This is a genomic window from Microbulbifer agarilyticus S89 (genome assembly GCF_000220505.1).
GTDB classification, from domain to species: domain Bacteria; phylum Pseudomonadota; class Gammaproteobacteria; order Pseudomonadales; family Cellvibrionaceae; genus Microbulbifer; species Microbulbifer agarilyticus_B.
On record NZ_AFPJ01000009.1, the window covers coordinates 166,077 to 180,829 of the forward strand.

16 protein-coding genes are annotated in these 14,753 nt (G+C 56.4%); 4 read left to right on the forward strand and 12 right to left on the reverse strand.

What is annotated here, in order from left to right; genetic code table 11:
- Positions 1-62 precede the first annotated feature (62 nt).
- The 4 genes from AS89_RS0103250 to AS89_RS0103265 all read right to left on the reverse strand — a co-directional run bounded on the left by AS89_RS0103250 (position 63) and on the right by AS89_RS0103265 (position 4,044).
- Positions 63-740 (reverse strand): glutathione S-transferase family protein, encoded by a 678-nt coding sequence (locus AS89_RS0103250; protein ID WP_010130898.1) that lies wholly within the window; start codon positions 738-740, stop codon positions 63-65.
- Between the two features lie 65 nt (positions 741-805).
- Positions 806-2,203, reverse strand: coding sequence for a class II 3-deoxy-7-phosphoheptulonate synthase (locus AS89_RS0103255; protein WP_010130899.1), 1,398 nt, complete (start codon positions 2,201-2,203; stop codon positions 806-808).
- Positions 2,204-2,233: 30 nt separating this feature from the next.
- Positions 2,234-3,430, reverse strand: coding sequence for an amino acid aminotransferase (locus AS89_RS0103260; RefSeq protein ID WP_010130900.1), 1,197 nt, complete (start codon positions 3,428-3,430; stop codon positions 2,234-2,236).
- Positions 3,431-3,522: 92 nt separating this feature from the next.
- On the reverse strand, positions 3,523-4,044 hold the full coding sequence (locus tag AS89_RS0103265) for a MarR family winged helix-turn-helix transcriptional regulator (RefSeq protein ID WP_010130901.1): 522 nt from the start codon (positions 4,042-4,044) through the stop codon (positions 3,523-3,525).
- Positions 4,045-4,365: 321 nt separating this feature from the next.
- Here AS89_RS0103265 and maiA point away from each other — a divergent pair, with 321 nt between their 5' ends.
- Entirely contained in the window at positions 4,366-5,013 is a 648-nt protein-coding gene (gene maiA / locus AS89_RS0103270) for a maleylacetoacetate isomerase (RefSeq protein ID WP_010130902.1), read from the forward strand.
- A gap of 45 nt (positions 5,014-5,058) precedes the next feature.
- On the opposite strand, the gene AS89_RS0103275 is transcribed toward maiA, so the two are convergent.
- The 4 genes from AS89_RS0103275 to AS89_RS0103290 are packed head-to-tail and all read right to left on the reverse strand — an operon-like array spanning position 5,059 to position 7,884.
- Complete coding sequence (locus AS89_RS0103275; protein ID WP_010130903.1) at positions 5,059-5,943, reverse strand: 2OG-Fe(II) oxygenase; 885 nt, start codon at positions 5,941-5,943, stop codon at positions 5,059-5,061.
- A 56-nt stretch (positions 5,944-5,999) separates the two neighbouring features.
- Positions 6,000-6,437 (reverse strand): hypothetical protein, encoded by a 438-nt coding sequence (locus tag AS89_RS0103280; RefSeq protein WP_010130904.1) that lies wholly within the window; start codon positions 6,435-6,437, stop codon positions 6,000-6,002.
- Positions 6,430-6,984, reverse strand: coding sequence for a sigma-70 family RNA polymerase sigma factor (locus AS89_RS0103285; protein WP_010130905.1), 555 nt, complete (start codon positions 6,982-6,984; stop codon positions 6,430-6,432). Before AS89_RS0103285 ends, AS89_RS0103280 begins: the two co-directional genes overlap by 8 nt.
- A 12-nt stretch (positions 6,985-6,996) precedes the next feature.
- Positions 6,997-7,884 carry a DUF6249 domain-containing protein gene (locus tag AS89_RS0103290; RefSeq protein ID WP_138976359.1) on the reverse strand — a complete coding sequence of 296 codons (888 nt, stop codon included), beginning with the start codon at positions 7,882-7,884 and terminating at the stop codon, positions 6,997-6,999.
- A 267-nt stretch (positions 7,885-8,151) separates the two neighbouring features.
- On the opposite strand from AS89_RS0103290, the gene AS89_RS0103295 reads away from it, so the two are divergent.
- A complete protein-coding gene (locus tag AS89_RS0103295) occupies positions 8,152-8,781 on the forward strand; it encodes a DUF924 family protein (RefSeq protein ID WP_010130907.1) in 630 nt (209 codons plus the stop codon).
- A 162-nt stretch (positions 8,782-8,943) separates the two neighbouring features.
- Entirely contained in the window at positions 8,944-9,252 is a 309-nt protein-coding gene (locus tag AS89_RS0103300) for a YebG family protein (RefSeq protein WP_029249748.1), read from the forward strand.
- A 97-nt stretch (positions 9,253-9,349) separates the two neighbouring features.
- Here AS89_RS0103300 and AS89_RS0103305 read toward each other — a convergent pair whose 3' ends face one another.
- From AS89_RS0103305 to AS89_RS0103315, 3 genes are read right to left on the reverse strand one after another with little or no spacing between them, the layout of a single operon-like run.
- Positions 9,350-9,742 (reverse strand): MAPEG family protein, encoded by a 393-nt coding sequence (locus AS89_RS0103305; RefSeq protein WP_237709620.1) that lies wholly within the window; start codon positions 9,740-9,742, stop codon positions 9,350-9,352.
- The gene (locus tag AS89_RS0103310; RefSeq protein ID WP_010130910.1) at positions 9,739-11,034 is read right to left on the reverse strand and encodes an amidohydrolase family protein; all 1,296 of its coding nucleotides are present in this window, start codon (positions 11,032-11,034) and stop codon (positions 9,739-9,741) included. Before AS89_RS0103310 ends, AS89_RS0103305 begins: the two co-directional genes overlap by 4 nt.
- Positions 11,034-12,476: an amidohydrolase gene (locus AS89_RS0103315; RefSeq protein WP_237709621.1), complete on the reverse strand. Its 1,443-nt coding sequence runs from the start codon at positions 12,474-12,476 to the stop codon at positions 11,034-11,036. Before AS89_RS0103315 ends, AS89_RS0103310 begins: the two co-directional genes overlap by 1 nt.
- 206 nt (positions 12,477-12,682) lie before the next feature.
- On the opposite strand from AS89_RS0103315, the gene AS89_RS0103320 reads away from it, so the two are divergent.
- Positions 12,683-14,335, forward strand: coding sequence for a hybrid sensor histidine kinase/response regulator (locus AS89_RS0103320; RefSeq protein ID WP_010130912.1), 1,653 nt, complete (start codon positions 12,683-12,685; stop codon positions 14,333-14,335).
- Here the strand turns inward: AS89_RS0103320 and AS89_RS18590 are convergent.
- Positions 14,313-14,654, reverse strand: coding sequence for a hypothetical protein (locus AS89_RS18590; protein ID WP_138976360.1), 342 nt, complete (start codon positions 14,652-14,654; stop codon positions 14,313-14,315). The two genes, AS89_RS0103320 and AS89_RS18590, sit on opposite strands and share 23 nt — an antisense overlap.
- Positions 14,655-14,753: the final 99 nt, after the last annotated feature.

The following is a 14,753-nucleotide window of genomic DNA, read 5'->3' on the forward strand; positions in this document are numbered from 1 at the left end:
AAGTGACCCGCTGCGAGAGAGATACCAGCCCGAGAGCGGTTTATTGGCTGGAAAACCCAGGCTTACTGGCGGCGATCCTCGACGATGGAGCCAACGGCCACCAGCTCCTGATCATGAGCAACTTCGCGCCAAGGTTCCTTGAGCGCTTCCTCGTACCAGGTTTGCATTCCAGGCAAGGCGCGAATGTGCTCGGCATAAGCCATCGCCTTTTCGCCCAATGACAATTGATAGCCATACAAGCGGAATACCACCGGGGCGAAGAACGCATCCACCGCAGTAAATGTATTTCCTGCCAAGAAAGGCCCACCGAAACGTTCCAGACCCTGCTGCCACAGTTCCTCTAACCTTGCCAGGTCCTTTTCGAGTGCCGCATCCACCTGGTGCATCGCTACGGTAACACCACAGTTCATGCTGCACTGGTTGCGCAGCGCGAAAAAGCCGGCATGCATCTCGGCGGCAGCGCAACGTGCCCAGGCCCGGGCCACTTTATCCGCCGGCCATACGGCAGGATAGGATTCGTACAGATACTCTGCAATCGCCAGAGAGTCCCAGACGGTCGCTTTGCCATCGACCAAACATGGCACCAGGCCGGTAGGTGAGAAAGCGCGAAACTTGTCCCAGCTGCCACCCTCATCAAACGGCACAAGTATTTCTTCAAAAGGGATCTGTAGTTCGGTGGCCAACAACCACGGACGCAACGACCATGAAGAATAGTTTTTATTTCCGATATACAGCTGCATGCGCTTCCCTCCCCTATTCAATGAATTGCAGACAAAGGTCAACCAGAGACAAACCTCGGAAGCAATCAGGTTTTTCCATTTCGCCCATCGCGAAGCAGTTCTGAGATACAGAATGCCAGCTCCAGTACCTGATCCGCATTCAGTCGTGGATCACACTGGGTTTGATAACAGCTGGCGAGATCCGCTTCAGAAATTTTCCAGGCGCCGCCGGTGCACTCGGTAACATGCTGCCCGGTCATTTCCAGGTGGATGCCGCCCGGATGGGTACCCTCGGCGCGGTGCACAGCGAAGAAATCGCGGATCTCCCGCAGAATATTGTCAAAGTTGCGGGTCTTGTAGCCACTAGAGGCTTTTTCCGTATTCCCATGCATGGGATCGGTACTCCACACAACGGAACGCCCTTCCCTCTCTACCGCGCGCACCAGTGCAGGCAGCTTGTCCGCCAATGTGTTCGCGCCCATCCGGGTAATCAGGGTTAGCCGGCCCGGTTCATTGTTGGGGTTCAGACGGTCAATCAGGCGGATCAGCTCATCGGTATCCATATTCGGACCGACTTTTACGCCGATGGGGTTCCACACACCCGCCAGGAACTCCACATGCGCAGCATCCAATTGACGGGTACGTTCACCGATCCACAGCATATGGGCGGAGCAGTCGTACCATTTTCCGGTGAGGCTGTCGGTGCGCGTCAACGCCTGCTCGTAGTTCAGTAGCAGTGCTTCGTGCGAGGTGTACAGTGTGGTTTCACGAATCGCTGGCGTATTGCTGGAGTTAACCCCGCACACCGCCATAAATTCCAACGCATCCTGAAGGCGCTCGGCCAATTGCAGATAGCGATCACGCTGCGGATTATTTTCCAGGTAGCTCAGGTTCCAGGCGTGGACCTGATGGAGATCCGCAAGGCCACCCTGCGCGAATGCGCGCAGGAGGTTCAGGGTTGCCGCAGACTGGTTGTAGGCGGTAAGCATTCTCTGGGGATCGGGCACCCGCGCACCCGCAGTGAAATCAATCCCATTAATGATGTCACCGCGGTAACTTGGCAGCTCCACGCCACCGATGGTCTCGGTATCCGCCGAGCGCGGCTTGGCATACTGCCCCGCCATGCGCGCCACTTTCACCACCGGCAAGTTGCCAGCAAATGTCAGCACCACCGCCATCTGCAGCAACACCTTGAAGGTGTCGCGAATACGATTCGCATTGAAGTCACTGAATGACTCCGCGCAGTCGCCGCCCTGCAGTAGAAATGCTTTGCCCTCTGCCACTTCCGCCAGTTGCCGACGCAGCTCACGCGCCTCCTCGGCAAACACCAATGGTGGGTAGTTAGACAACTGCTGCTCAACTGCTTGTACGTCGCCCGCAGACCGATACTTAGGCTGCTGATGCGCAGTGCGTTCGCGCCAGCTCGCGGGATCCCAGGGTTCAACAACAGATTCTGACACGCTAGCTTCTACCTCAACGTCCATTTTCGGCCAACTCTTTGACTCAATTACGACTTAGCTTTCCAGTACTTCTGCAACCGATGCACAGAAGTAATCCATATTGTTCCGGCTCAGGCCGGCAATGCTGATGCGACTCGAATCCACCATGTAGATCGAGTAATCCTGCTGCAGCTTCTGTACCTGCTCCGGGGTAATACCCAAAAATGAGAACATACCTTTTTGCTGCTGAATAAAGTGGAAATCACCCACAGCGCCCGCCTTCTCCAGGCTCTCGACCAGACCTGAACGCAGGCTGTTGATGCGCTCGCGCATTTCAGTCAGCTCGGCCTCCCAGTTCGCACGCAGGCCCGCATCAGTCAGGATAGCTTCCACGATGGCACCGCCGTGATTGGGTGGCATGGAATAGTTGCCGCGCACCACGTTCAGCATCTGGCTTTGTCCGCGGTCGGCGGAATCCGCATCGCGGTAAATGGCCATCGCCATACCAACACGCTCTCGGTACAGGCCAAAATTCTTTGAGCAGGATGCAGCGACCAGCATTTCCGGCACGGACTCTGCCATCAGGCGCAGGCCATAGGCATCGGCGTCCAGGCTATCGCCAAAGCCCTGATAGGCCATGTCAATGAAGGGGGTGAAGCCCTGTTTCTGTGCCATTTCTGCCAGCACCTGCCACTGTTCGCGACTCAGGTCAGCGCCACAGGGGTTGTGGCAGCAGGCGTGGAACAGCACCAGCTCACCCTCTCCCACTTGCTTGAGGGTTTCCACCATGGCGTCGAACTTGAGGCTGCTGGTGGCGCGATCGTAGTACGGGTAGCTCTTGATTTGCAGGCCCGCATTGCCGAGCAGCGGCACATGGTTTGCCCAGGTAGGGTCGCTCACCCAAATAGTGGCGTGCTCCTTAGCGCGATTGGCAAACTCGGCGAGTACACGCAGCGCACCACAACCACCGGGGGTTTGTGCGGAGCGAACGCGGTTACCGACCAGCGCCGGGTGGCCAGCACCCAGAACCAGCTCCTGCATGGCTGTATTGAAGCCGGCAGTGCCCGCCGGGCCCACATACGCCTTGGTTTCTTCACTGCGCAGCAAGCGGGTTTCGGCTTCTTTTACCGCCTGTAACACCGGAGTGTGCCCAGCTTCATCTTTATATACGCCCACCCCCAAATCGATCTTGCGCGGGTTTTCATCGGCCCGGTAAGTCGCCAAAAGACCGAGGATGGGGTCTGCAGGCAGGCTGCTCAGATGGTCAAACATGGTCACTCCTAGTAGTTCTGGGCGACACACACAATGGGTGCCGACCAATGAAATCTATAGATGGAATTTAAGAATGGCAGAGGGAAAGCCGGTCAGTCGATCAGGCCGCGGTTGGCCCAATCCTGCGCACGCGTCATCAGCTTTTCAATAATGCTGTCCAGCTGGCCGCGCTCTTCTGCCGAAAGCGAGCCCATAAGGTCATTCTCATACTGCTGCGCCAGCGGCACGATACGGTCGTATACATCGCGGCCCAACGGGGAAAGGTTCAGCACCTGGCGGCGACGATCGGCGAGGTCTTCACTGCGGGTGATGTAGTCGTTCTTAATCAGAATGGAAACCGCGCGACTGATCGCCACCTTGTCCATTGCGGTCTGCTCCACCAGGTCCGCTGCAGAAAGGTTTGGGAAGCGACCGAGAATCGCCATCACCCGCCATGCAGGGATGGTGAGGTCAAAGCGCGCGCTGTAGGCATCCGCAATGGCGTTACTCACTCGGTTGGAGAGAACGGACAGGCGATATGGCAGGAATTTTTCCAGCCGCAGATCATCCGGACGCACGGCATCGATAGGGTCGGAAAATTCCGTAGATGAGCTGTTGGAGTTATCGGTGGTCATCGCGGTCTCTACACCTGCTTAGGATCGGGTTGTACCAAATTTCAAATGTATCTAAAATTGGTTTCAATTGTAACCACTGCTGCAGGTTTTTTTGGGCTGCGTCGCAGCTCTTACAGGCAGCACGGTATAACCAGAAAAAATGAAAGAGCAAATTTCATCCGATTGGTCGCGCCCGCACCACCCTGAAAGTTCGGCCACGATTATACGGTGTTTGACGCCATTTTTGTCACAATAGGGGTAGCGCACCCGCTATTTGCTTAACAGGGCGCACTCTTCGCCCTGCCGGGTCACCCACAGAAAACAATGTAAGGATTCAACGTGATGGAGCTCCACGGCTATTTTCGCTCATCTGCCAGTTACCGGGTACGGATCGGACTGAACCTCAAGGGGCTGGCGTACCAGTATCACGCAGTGAACCTACTGAAAGGCGAACAAAAAGATGCCAAGCACCGGCAGCTCAACCCTCAGGGCCTGGTTCCCGCGTTGATCGACGACGGCAATGTGTTGACACAATCGCTGGCAATCCTGGAGTGGCTGGATGAACAACACCCATCCCCCGCCCTATTACCCACATCGCCTCTGGCGCGCGCGCAGATACGAGCACTGGCATACAATGTGGCATGCGATATACAACCGATCCAGAATCTGCGGGTGCTCAAATACCTACAGTCGGAGCTTGGCGCGAGTGATGAACAGAAGGTTCAGTGGGTGCGTCATTGGATCGGGCTGGGGTTTGCAGCACTGGAAACCCAACTGGCGGGACACATGCATGCGCAGCGCTATGCATTTGCCGCCGGCGACACACCCGGGCTGTTTGAGTGCTGCTTGATACCACAGATTTATAATGCCGAGCGCTTTGGCGTGGCGGTTTCAGACTACCCGACGATCTCGGCAATTGCGGATGCCTGTGACGCCCTTCCCGCGTTCCAGCAAGCGCGGCCGGAGAACCAGCCCGACAGCACCCTGTAGCAGCTGGGCGCGACCATCAAAGGAAAGATGTTCAAAGGCGGGCTATTAATAAGCCGGATACTCTGCAGCACGCAGCCACTTGGTCGCGATCCACTTTTCCCCCGCGAGCACGGGGCTACCTCCATGCAGGCTCTGCAGATCCAGCTTGCCGTGCTCCCCCACATAAGAAAAGAACAGTGCAGCGCCTTTTTGTGGCTGCACCTCGAGCCCGACCCGCGGAAAAACTGTTGCCCCGCCAGACTCCACATCACTTAAATACATAATCAAGGTGCCTACTCGCTGCCCACCGGCTGCGAGCACCTCCTGATTACCCGGCTTCTCCGGGTCAAAAAAATCATAGTGCGGACGATACTCGCCACTCACGGGGTAGTGCAGGATCTGTAGTGGCTCGCCATGTGCCTCTGGCACCTTGAGCAGGCTTGCTATGCGCGCTTCGATGTCGGCAATTAATGGCGTTTCCCCGCGCGCAAAATGCGTGCCGCCACTGGTTCGGGAGGGCTTTAGTTCGAACGCACCATGCTGTGTGTTCACCACACGAGAGGGACTCAGGTTTGGCCGAGACATCTCGACGAGTGCGTCGCACTCCCATTCGGCAAGGAAATTGGCAAACAACACAATATTGGGTTGCCTAATGGCGAAACGCGCCTCCACTTGCTGGTCCCCCAGAGGAATGACACCCGTATTGAATGTGGGAAAGCGTACGTCTGGTTTGCGACTGGGAGTGACTGATGACGCAGCGCCCGGCGGCTGCTCACTGGGCGCGTCTTCTGCTGGAGCGTGAGCGCGGAAACACTGCTCAACCGCGTTGGCGATGGTTGGCTGGTAACCGGCCTTGAGCAGCGCGTCGACTACCGCCGAACGCGACCGGCCATTGTGGATGGCATCCAGCATCCATTGCTGGAGCTCGGATTCAAGCTCTGCAAATTCCATAGGCGATCCCGGCCTACACAAGTGGTGCCCCGGGCTGAACACCCGGAGCGAAAGAGTCAGCGGCGCGCCGCGACGATCCCTCCCGTCATGGCAGCAAATGCGCCGAGAATGCCGACGCCCACCAGGCTATACAAGCTAATGCTGTGCTCTGAGATACTCGCCAGCAGGTCCTGGAGGGGGAACTGCCAGCACACAATGGCAGACGCTGCGACAACCGCCGCATACTGATAACGGGTCGCACGGCGCTCAGCGCGCTTTGCTGGCACCGGCGGTAACTCCGCCAATACGCGGTCACAGAAGCCCGCATCGTCTACATGTGGCTCGTTGAACTGAAGCTGCTGGGAAAGCCACGTGTCAAAGTCAGGCTCGCCATCCATTGCCGGATGAGAGCCACTTACAACACCGTTTTTTATCACCATACCTGTTGATCCATCTCTCTTGTGAGAGGAAATACCCTTTTCGGGCTTCATGGACTGTTTATCGAAATCAGCCACTCACTACCTCCTCCTGCCAGGCCTGAAGCAGAGACTGCAACTTGGCCCGCGCGCGGTTGACATGGGATTTTACCGTGCCCAGCGGCAACTTCATAATACTGGCGGCTTCTTCATGTGAAAAACCGCGCTGCATACACAAGTGCACCGCCTGTCTCTGGGCGTCACTTAACTCCCCCATGGCCGAATTCAGGTCCCTGGCCATACCCAGCTGTTGCGCTTCTTCGACGCTTTCCTGGGCCTGTGCGGAATCTACCGCATCCTGATCGACTACCGGAGCATTCTTACGCTTATGGCTCATGACCAGATTGTAGGCGATACGGTACAGCCAGGTGCTAAACCTGGCATCGCCCCGGAATGCCGGCAGCGCCTTGTAGGCTTTGATAAAAGCCTCCTGCGCCATATCGTCCGCAAGCCCCTGGTCGCCATCGCACAGTTGACGAAGCGAGAATCGCAACTGTGACTGATAGCGACGAACCAGCTGGGCGTAAGCCCGCTGGTCCCCGTCTTCGACGACGCGCTTGATCAGATCCTCATCATCGAGGTTCATGACTGGTTATCCTTAACCCGCTTGCTGGTGATCGTGCTTCCAGTTGATGTAGCGGGCGACCCCAATAAAGAGAGGGATCAATCCGAGGCTACCCACACCGACGCCAGCAGAGGCAGACAGGAAGATAAACACTGCCGCACCCACCGCTATCAGGGTAATTCCTCGGTCTTTGTTGTTGGCACTGGCACCTTCACGGTCCAGCGCATCCAGCAGCTCTGGCGGAATGTCGCGACCTTCAGAGACCATCCGGTTGATGTTTTCCATCACCAGCTGCTTCTTGCGGTAGCTGTTGCGGGTAACCAGCCAGACAATCAGGATCGGCGTGCCGAAAACAGCCAGGATCGCGACTACCGGGATCAGCCACTCCATATCCGGGCCACTGGAGCGGTGCCCATGGCGCGACTCCTCATGCGCCTCATAGACGCGCTCATGAATACGCTCGGCACGCTCTCGCGCCCGCTCCGCCCGCTCGCGGATACGCTCTGCCTGCTCCAGGTCGGCCTTGATACCGATTTCGACATTGCGTGGCACCGAATCCAGCGCCTGCTCCACGACCAGGCCCTTCTCATCCAGAATGCCCTTTTCTTCCAGCTGGCGATAAATACGCTGGGTGACCTCGCCGCCGAAGGCTTCCCCGAGGTCTATTTCGACGCTGCCACTCTCACCGTTTTCGTCCCGGGTGTGAATGCGCAGGCTACCGTCTTCCTGGCGCAGGATGCGTACCTGCTTGGTGACCTTCTTCTCAACCGGCTCCACCGGTTCCACCGCGGGCGCCTCGGGCACCGGCGGCGCGGGGGGCGCAGCGCCCTCTTCCTGGGCCAGCAGGCTGCCGGAAATACTCATTCCCAGCGTGGCTGTCAGCGCCAGCAGCCAGGCATTCATTCGGCTGCGTTTCTTCATTTCATTCGCTCTCATTGGTGTTATCTCGCTCTTACTGATCTGAGGCAAAACAAGTCTTCCCTTACTCGACCCTCACTGGCGACGGTCCGGAAGTGACACGCTATCATCAACAACCGTCAATGGCGTGGGATTGTACCTTTTTTGGGCAACGGGTATCAGGGGCTCAACATCGCGCCGCTGGTATCACCTTGCCCCTAAAGGACGTGGGCACCGCCGGGTTTGGATGCAAGCTGTCAAAAAAATTTAACCGAGCAACGGGAGCAACGAATGCACCAGAGTGAGAACACCCCCTCAGACGTCCTGCAGTTCTGGTTTGGCAGCACCGATCTGGGTGCCATGCCGAGCAAAGAGGTCCGCAGCCGCTGGTTCCAGCGCAGTGACGACTTCGACCGCGAGATCGAGCTGCGCTTCTCGTCTGCCATCGGTCGTGCAATCGAGGGTAAATTGAGTAACTGGGAATCGTCCCTGGACGGGCAGCTGGGACTGATACTGCTTTGTGATCAATTTCCGCGCAATATCTACCGGGGCTCTGCACAAGCATTCGCTGGGGACCCGCGCGCGCTCAAGATCAGCCAGTCTATGGCCGATGTGGATTGGCAGGGACAGCTGGGCCTGCACCAGCGCGCAATCTTTGGTATGCCACTGGAGCACTCGGAGCGATCAGACATACAGCGGCAGTCGGTCGCCTACTTCCTGCGGCTGCGACAGGACTTTGCCAGAGATAAACCCGGTGTATCACCGGAGGATACGCAGGCAGCGGAGAGTTACTACCGCTTCGCCCGCGCACACCAGGACGTGATTGAGCAGTTTGGCCGCTACCCCCATCGTAACTTGGCGCTCGGCAGGGAAAGTACTCCCGCGGAGCAGCAGTGGTTAGAACAAGGTGGCGGATTCTAGCGGTTTGCTGGACGCGTCACTGCGCGTACACTTACGCGCCATGTAGGGATTTGCGGTTGACACTGAATATACATACAGATACTGTACATCCATACAGAAACAACACAGAATCATAATTCACGATACCGATACTCACGATATCAAGACCTTAGGAGGCCCAGTATGGCGGTAGTAGCCGTTTGGAAATGTGATAGAGACGGAGCCATGTTCGACAATAAAAAAGATGCCGAAGAACACGACAAGATGCTGGAGCTTGCCGCCAACATCACCGCTTTGATCGAGCGCAATGTAGAAGGTGTATCAGAAGAAGCCAGTGAAGAAATCGGCCTGATGCTGGCGAAGCGCCGTGAAGTACTGGCCAAAGCCTGTAAGGGCAAGCCGGAAGAGCTGCTGGCCGCAGAAGAAGTGAGCGAGCAGCAAGAAGCGGAAACTGCCGAAGAAAACGTTACCCCGCTGGCGGTAAACCAGTAATCCCCCCGGACACCAATATTCTGGTTTCCATCCCTGTACTATGCCCGGCTTGCCGGGCTTTTTTTCGCCCGGCAAAGCGCTACAGGAAAGTGGATTTTCAGAATACCGAGACGATGTTGACCAACGCGAGAATGGTGATCACCACCCAGGTCAACAGAGTGCCCCAAAAACGCCCCTTGTGATAGCCACCCTTACCGCCAACCAGGCCAATCGCATGAAGGATTCGCGCGAATACCAGCACACCGCCTAAACAATGCAGCCAGATTGCGGAGAGGCCGTTGATTTCGGCTATCAGCAACAGGATTAGCGCCAGCGGAATATATTCGATCGCGTTCGCATGAGTACGTATCAGTACCCTACCCAGCTTGTCGCCACCGGTACCAATACCGACCTTGTTGCCGCGGCGAAACTTCACCACATTGAACGCAAGCGCAAGCACTAGTAACGCACAAAGACCGCTATACAGTGCCGTGATTTCTACACTCATCATTTTTTGTACCCATGTTCTGTACCCGCTTTGGGGCTTAAATATCGATCCCGCAAACGGGTTGAACGATTGACCAGAGACTGCGGCTTGCCATCAATCATCACCAGCTCTGCAAACGAGGTAACCTCCAGCGGATCCCCGCTCCATAACACCAATTCCGCGGTGTTACCGGGTGCCAGCACGCCGGCATCCATCCCAAAGGTTTGCGCAACATTGGCGGTGATCGCGCGCACACCCTCCTCAAACGGCAATCCGTAAGCCACCGCATTTCCGGCTGCCTGCCGCGACAGGTAGCTATTGTGGGATCCGGCATAGCCCGGGCCGCTGATCGCAACCGTTACGCCCGCGTCATGCAGCAATGCCGCGTTGTCCATGCGTGCCCCCAATTTCTCGAAGGCATCCGGGGTGTTCCCCATTACATCGACCACAACCGGCACGCGCGCTTTGGACAATTGTTCTGCAACCATCCAGCCTTCCGCGGCACCCACGAGAATCAACTTGAGCTGGTATTGGTTTGCGAGTGCGAGCAAATGCAGGATATCGCTTGCGCGGTCGGCATTGATCATCAGCGGCTGCTCACCGCGCAGCAGTGGCTGCAGGGACTCGAGATCGGCAACCGAGTAATCCAGCTCGCGCCACTCGCCGCGACGCACCTGATCCCGGTTCTCTGCATACTCCTGCGCCTGCGCCAGCGCATTCGCGATTTGCGCATACGCCATGGCACGGCTACCGCCGGCTAGCTCCGCACCATATTCACCAAAGTAAGCGCGCTGTACCAAATTGGGCTTGGTCACGCTGTCGAAATCGCCGGTCAGCTTGATCGCAAAGCCCTGCCCTGCGAACACCTTTTCACTGCTGTAAGGCAGAACAACCGCGCGGGTCAGGCCACCAGCCCGGTTGAACGGAATCAGAGTGGAATGCGGGTTAAACGCCACCACCGGGTCAAACCCGGCACCGATAGACTGCTCTTCGATCGCCCCATCGTTGGTGGAGGCCGCAGCGCCGATTTCCGTCAGCCCGAGCTCGCTGCTCGGCGCAATCAGTCCTGGCGTGATTACCTTACCGCGACCGTCGATTACCAGGTCCGCGGGAATATCCCCCAAATCCTCGGCAATCTGAGCAATCTGCCCGTCACGCACCAACAGGTCACCACTATCCAGGGTCCCCTGCTCGCTGAGCGTTACGATCTGGGCATCTTTTATCAGAATGGTTTCAGCACTTGCTGTACCAACCAGGCATACCAGACCGAACAAAGAAGCTTTTAGCTTGGTTTTCACATTGATTGAGATACCCATTACTGCTGCCCTCCTTCCGGTAGGCGCTCACCTTCCGCATCCAGAATTCCCAGTTCAAAGTCCGTGTGCGGCTGGCGCGCGGGATCCGTGCGGTCGTACATCAGTACACCATCGATAAACACCTTGTCTGCCTTGGAGTAGACGCTAAACGGATTAGCAGACCAAACCACAACATCTGCCATCTTGCCCTCTTCCAGGGTGCCGGTGACGTCCTCAATACCCAGTGCTTTTGCCGGGTTGCTCGTCATCCACGCGACCGCATGGCGAGGTTCGATATGAAAACCCGCACGCTGGCCGGCAACCATGGCTTTAGCCGTTTCTTCGTTGAGATGCTGGATGCCAACAGCAGAATCCGAATGAATCATGGCGCAGGCCTTTGCCTGGTCAACGATTGCGATATTGGCCTCGGTCATATCGAAGGCTTCGTGCTTGAAGCCCCACCAATCGGCCCACATTGCGGCACACACATTGTTTTCAGCCAGTAGATCGGCCACCTTGTAGGCTTCTACCGCGTGATGGAACGTAGAAATCTGAAAATCGTAGTCGCGTGCGATATCCATCATGATGGCCATTTCTTCGCCGCGATAGCAGTGGTTGTGCACGAGAATGTCGCCATTCAGAACACCAGCAAGGGTTTCGAGCTGAAGGTCACGCTCGGGTTCATCGCCGCCATTCTTATGGAAGTTCTCCCACTTCTCCTTATACGCTGCAGCGTCAGTCCACGCTTTGCGATATCCCGCAACATTACCCATACGCGTGGAAGGCAAGGTGCCCTTGCCACCGTATACACGTTTCGGGTTTTCGCCACAGGCCATTTTCAGACCGTAGGGAGCACCCGGGAACTTCATGTCCTGTACGCTGCGGCCGGGGACATTTTTCAGGGTTACTGCACGGCCGCCAAACAGGTTCGCCGACCCAGGTAAAATCTGCAGGGTAGTTACGCCGCCCGCGAGCGCCAGAGGAAATTGGGGATCCTGCGTCCAAACGGAGTGCTCGGTCCATACCTGAGCGGTATTCGGTGCGGTCATTTCGTTGCCGTCTTGGGAAGACTCGATAGACGGCACCGGGTAATTGCCCAGATGGGAATGCACGTCGATGATGCCCGGTGTCACCCATTTGCCCGCACCTTCAACAACCAGGCCCTTTTTCGGCACCTTCAGGTCTTTGCCAACCTCCGCGATCTTGCCATCCTCAAGCAACACGTCGGAGTTGAGCAGTTTTTCGCCGGTTCCAGTCAACACCGTGGCGCCGCGAATCAATACGGGCGTACTCTCTTGTGGGGTATACGTGCTGGGAAAGTCACCCTGACGGGCGAAATCCGGTCCATCCGTGGCCTTTTTGTCTTCACCGCCACAGGCAGCCAGTGTGGAAACAAGCAGCCCTCCACACACGGCCACGCACAATCGCTCCAAGCCTTTCATCGATTCTGAAAATAATCGCATTCCGCTTCCTATCCCCCCAATGTCTATTAGGAAACCTTTCTCAATACCCGCCTCAATACCCACGGATTCAACACCAATACTATGCTATCGGCAATACGGGATTACACAGCTACCCGAAATTGCCGGTTTACTAGACAATTTCAACAGGCCGTGTTGGAATTTACTTCACTGATATAAGGGGGTGCCCCTCATCGCAGGAAGGGCCAATGACAAATAAAAAAACAACAGAAAGCGGGCCGGACGGCCCCAGTAGTAACGGTGGAGAATTACCGCAGTCTTCCCAGGCGATGTATGAGGCCTTGCGCAAGAGTGAAGAGCGCTACCGGGAACTGGTCGAACACGCCAACTCCATTATCCTCCGCCTCGATCGCAACGGTCTGATTACCTTCTTTAACGAGTTTGCCCAAAAGTTTTTCGGCTACACGGAAGAGGAAATCCTCGGCCAGCATGCCGTCGGCACCATCGTCCCGGAAAATGAAAGTACGGGCCGCGACCTCCGCCCCCTCCTCGATCACATCTGTCACCATCCCGACGAACATCGCTATAACGTCAACGAAAACATCACCAAAAACGGAACACGTGTCTGGGTTGCATGGACCAACAAGCTTCTGACCGATGAAGCCGGTGAACCCGTTGGGGTACTGAGTATCGGGAGTGACATTACCAGGCAGAGAAGGCTCGAAGAAGAGCTGCGCCAGGCACAGAAGATGCAGGCCATCGGGGAGTTAGCCGGTGGAATTGCCCATGACTTCAATAATATGGTGCATGGAATCGCCGGCTTTGCGGAAGTCATCCATCAGACAAGCTACGATGCCAAGGTTTCTGAATACGCCAACCAGATCTTAAACACCGCCCACCACGCGGCAGAGCTCACCGAACAACTGCTGACCTTTGCCCGCAAAGGCTCCTACCGCATCAATGAGTGCAACACGCACGACATCGTGCACGATGTCTGTGCGATGCTGAAGCGCACAATCGACCGCAGGATCGTCATCCGCCAGGACCTGCGTGCAAAGTTACCCCATATCAAAGGGGACTCCGCGCAGCTCAAAAGTGCCCTGCTCAACCTGGGTATCAACGCCAAGGATGCGATGGCCTCTGGTGGTGAATTGGTATTCTCCACCAGCGACATAACGGTGGACAACACCCTATCTATCTCCGATTTCCAGCTAGAGCCAGGCCGGTACTTACGCATTAACGTGAGTGACACCGGAACTGGTATGACGGAAGAGACCCGCCAACGGATCTTCGAACCCTTCTTCACTACCAAGGCTAGCGGCCGTGGTGCCGGGCTTGGCCTCGCCGCGGTATACGGGGCAATTCACCTGCACAAAGGCGCGATTCGCTGCCGCTCGACGCTGGGCGCAGGGACCTGTTTTGACCTCTACCTACCGGTTATTCCACACAAGACTGGCCATAAAGGCAAAAAGAAACCGGTACCCTGTGACACCGCGATTCATATTGTTTTGGTGGATGATGAAGCGATCGTGCGCAATTACTCGAAGACCCTGTTTGAAATGCATGGCCACCAAGTAACGACGTTCGCCTCCGCGCCGGAAGCTATCGAGTACTACCAGTGCAATTTCGCAGCCGTCGACCTGGTGCTGCTGGATATGATTATGCCGGATATGGACGGGCAACAACTGTTCGCTGAACTCAAGCAGATCAATCCGGCGATCAAGGCAATCCTTTCCACCGGTTACAGCGTGGAAAGCAAGGTACAGGAACTGCTGGCAGACGGCATTCTAGACTGCATCAAGAAGCCGTTTACCTACGAGCAGCTGGAACAACGCATTGCTGCCCTCTTCGGTGATGATGAGAAGGCACCGGTGCACGCTAATAGTGGACAATTTTTATGATTTTCTCGCCGTTATCGCATTCACCGATAATCTCCGGTTTGGAGATGAGTGACCCGGCCTGCACGACCACATTGGAAGGATAGGAAACAAAGCAGGCTAAATTGAAATTGACAGCCCAGTTACAGCGGATAATGCCATCATCTTCCTCATAGAAGCGTTCCTGACAGAAACTCAAATACGGGCTCTGCCCTCCTCCCGGCTGCCCCTGGCCAACCGCTTCCTTGTCATCGTCTGCACTCGCCGGAAGTGAGGGCAGCCCTATAAACAACGCACACGATACTGCCAAACTACTCGCGGACAACTTATAGCGGTGACCCATAGGCAAACCTCTCGGCCGTGCACCAAAACGACAACAGAATCGATAGACTCACCCACGCTTTCGCGGGTAACTGCTCTTAAGCGTAGCAGCTCTGGCGGG

Coding starts and splice junctions, on each gene's coding strand:
- AS89_RS0103250 (WP_010130898.1), bottom strand. CDS start 740: ATGCAGCTGTATATCGGAAATAAAAACTATTCTTCATGGTCGTTGCGT.
- AS89_RS0103255 (WP_010130899.1), bottom strand. CDS start 2,203: ATGGACGTTGAGGTAGAAGCTAGCGTGTCAGAATCTGTTGTTGAACCC.
- AS89_RS0103260 (WP_010130900.1), bottom strand. CDS start 3,430: ATGTTTGACCATCTGAGCAGCCTGCCTGCAGACCCCATCCTCGGTCTT.
- AS89_RS0103265 (WP_010130901.1), bottom strand. CDS start 4,044: ATGACCACCGATAACTCCAACAGCTCATCTACGGAATTTTCCGACCCT.
- maiA (WP_010130902.1), top strand. CDS start 4,366: ATGGAGCTCCACGGCTATTTTCGCTCATCTGCCAGTTACCGGGTACGG.
- AS89_RS0103275 (WP_010130903.1), bottom strand. CDS start 5,943: ATGGAATTTGCAGAGCTTGAATCCGAGCTCCAGCAATGGATGCTGGAT.
- AS89_RS0103285 (WP_010130905.1), bottom strand. CDS start 6,984: ATGAACCTCGATGATGAGGATCTGATCAAGCGCGTCGTCGAAGACGGG.
- AS89_RS0103290 (WP_138976359.1), bottom strand. CDS start 7,884: ATGAAGAAACGCAGCCGAATGAATGCCTGGCTGCTGGCGCTGACAGCC.
- AS89_RS0103295 (WP_010130907.1), top strand. CDS start 8,152: ATGCACCAGAGTGAGAACACCCCCTCAGACGTCCTGCAGTTCTGGTTT.
- AS89_RS0103300 (WP_029249748.1), top strand. CDS start 8,944: ATGGCGGTAGTAGCCGTTTGGAAATGTGATAGAGACGGAGCCATGTTC.
- AS89_RS0103305 (WP_237709620.1), bottom strand. CDS start 9,742: ATGATGAGTGTAGAAATCACGGCACTGTATAGCGGTCTTTGTGCGTTA.
- AS89_RS0103310 (WP_010130910.1), bottom strand. CDS start 11,034: ATGGGTATCTCAATCAATGTGAAAACCAAGCTAAAAGCTTCTTTGTTC.
- AS89_RS0103315 (WP_237709621.1), bottom strand. CDS start 12,476: ATGCGATTATTTTCAGAATCGATGAAAGGCTTGGAGCGATTGTGCGTG.
- AS89_RS0103320 (WP_010130912.1), top strand. CDS start 12,683: ATGACAAATAAAAAAACAACAGAAAGCGGGCCGGACGGCCCCAGTAGT.
- AS89_RS18590 (WP_138976360.1), bottom strand. CDS start 14,654: ATGGGTCACCGCTATAAGTTGTCCGCGAGTAGTTTGGCAGTATCGTGT.